The organism is Bradyrhizobium genomosp. III (assembly GCF_000261705.1).
GTDB lineage: Bacteria > Pseudomonadota > Alphaproteobacteria > Rhizobiales > Xanthobacteraceae > Bradyrhizobium > Bradyrhizobium ottawaense.
In genome coordinates this window covers 1-749 of record NZ_AJQF01000608.1, presented here as the reverse complement: position 1 = coordinate 749, position 749 = coordinate 1, and the positions used below count along the sequence as shown (strand labels likewise).

Below are 749 nucleotides of genomic sequence, written 5' to 3'. Positions count from 1 at the left end.
TTCCCCCCCCCCGCCGCACCGGCTGTGGCTTGTAGGTGCCGTCAAGCAACTGGGCTCGGATCGCAGGCCAGTGCTCCTTCAGGTGGGCTGACAGCTCGCCGACGGTCATCCCGTCGACGCCCGCCGCGCCCTTGTTGCGCTTTACTTGCGCCAACGCTGCCTTCAGATTCTCACTCTCGACAACGTCTTCCATCGACGGTCCTGCGACCGCCGGGCGTTCGAGACAGACTTCCGCCGCACGCGCTTCAGGCTCTCGGGCGCCGGCGCTTCGGGCTTCACCCTCCGCTCCGGGGCTCAAGTTCAGCTCGACCTGATTCTTCTGCCGCATGGCTCGCACGAGATCGCCGCTCTACTGACCACTTCCACCGTTCAGGCCTTCAGCGGCGCGCTGCCGCCTACTACGCCCTCGGCTGACTTCTGCGCTGCGGTCAGGCCGTCTTGCGACGGTCTCAGTCTCGTTGCCGAGACACAGCGCAGACCTCCCGAGGTAAGACCGACCGCCTTCACCGCACGCCCGCCGAATTTACCACCCCGACCTTTGATGACCTTGGACTTCGCGATCAATTGCTCGCTCGTCCGGCCGGGTAGGCCTCGTTATCCGGTGTTTGTCCATCGGGCCGCGGCTTTGCTCCACGCTTTCTTCAGACCCCACCTCACGATGACGCCCTTGCGCTTCGCTAATCCTTCGCCGCCATCAGGCTGGATAGAGGACTTCCACCTCCAAGCTGTCGCTCATACTCGGCACACAA

General features: G+C 64.2%; 1 pseudogene. It reads right to left on the bottom strand.

Features of this window, described 5'->3' with window-relative positions:
- Positions 1 to 328 (bottom strand): annotated as a pseudogene (locus IC66_RS0142390) (reverse transcriptase domain-containing protein); the annotation flags it as partial.
- Positions 329 to 749: the final 421 nt, after the last annotated feature.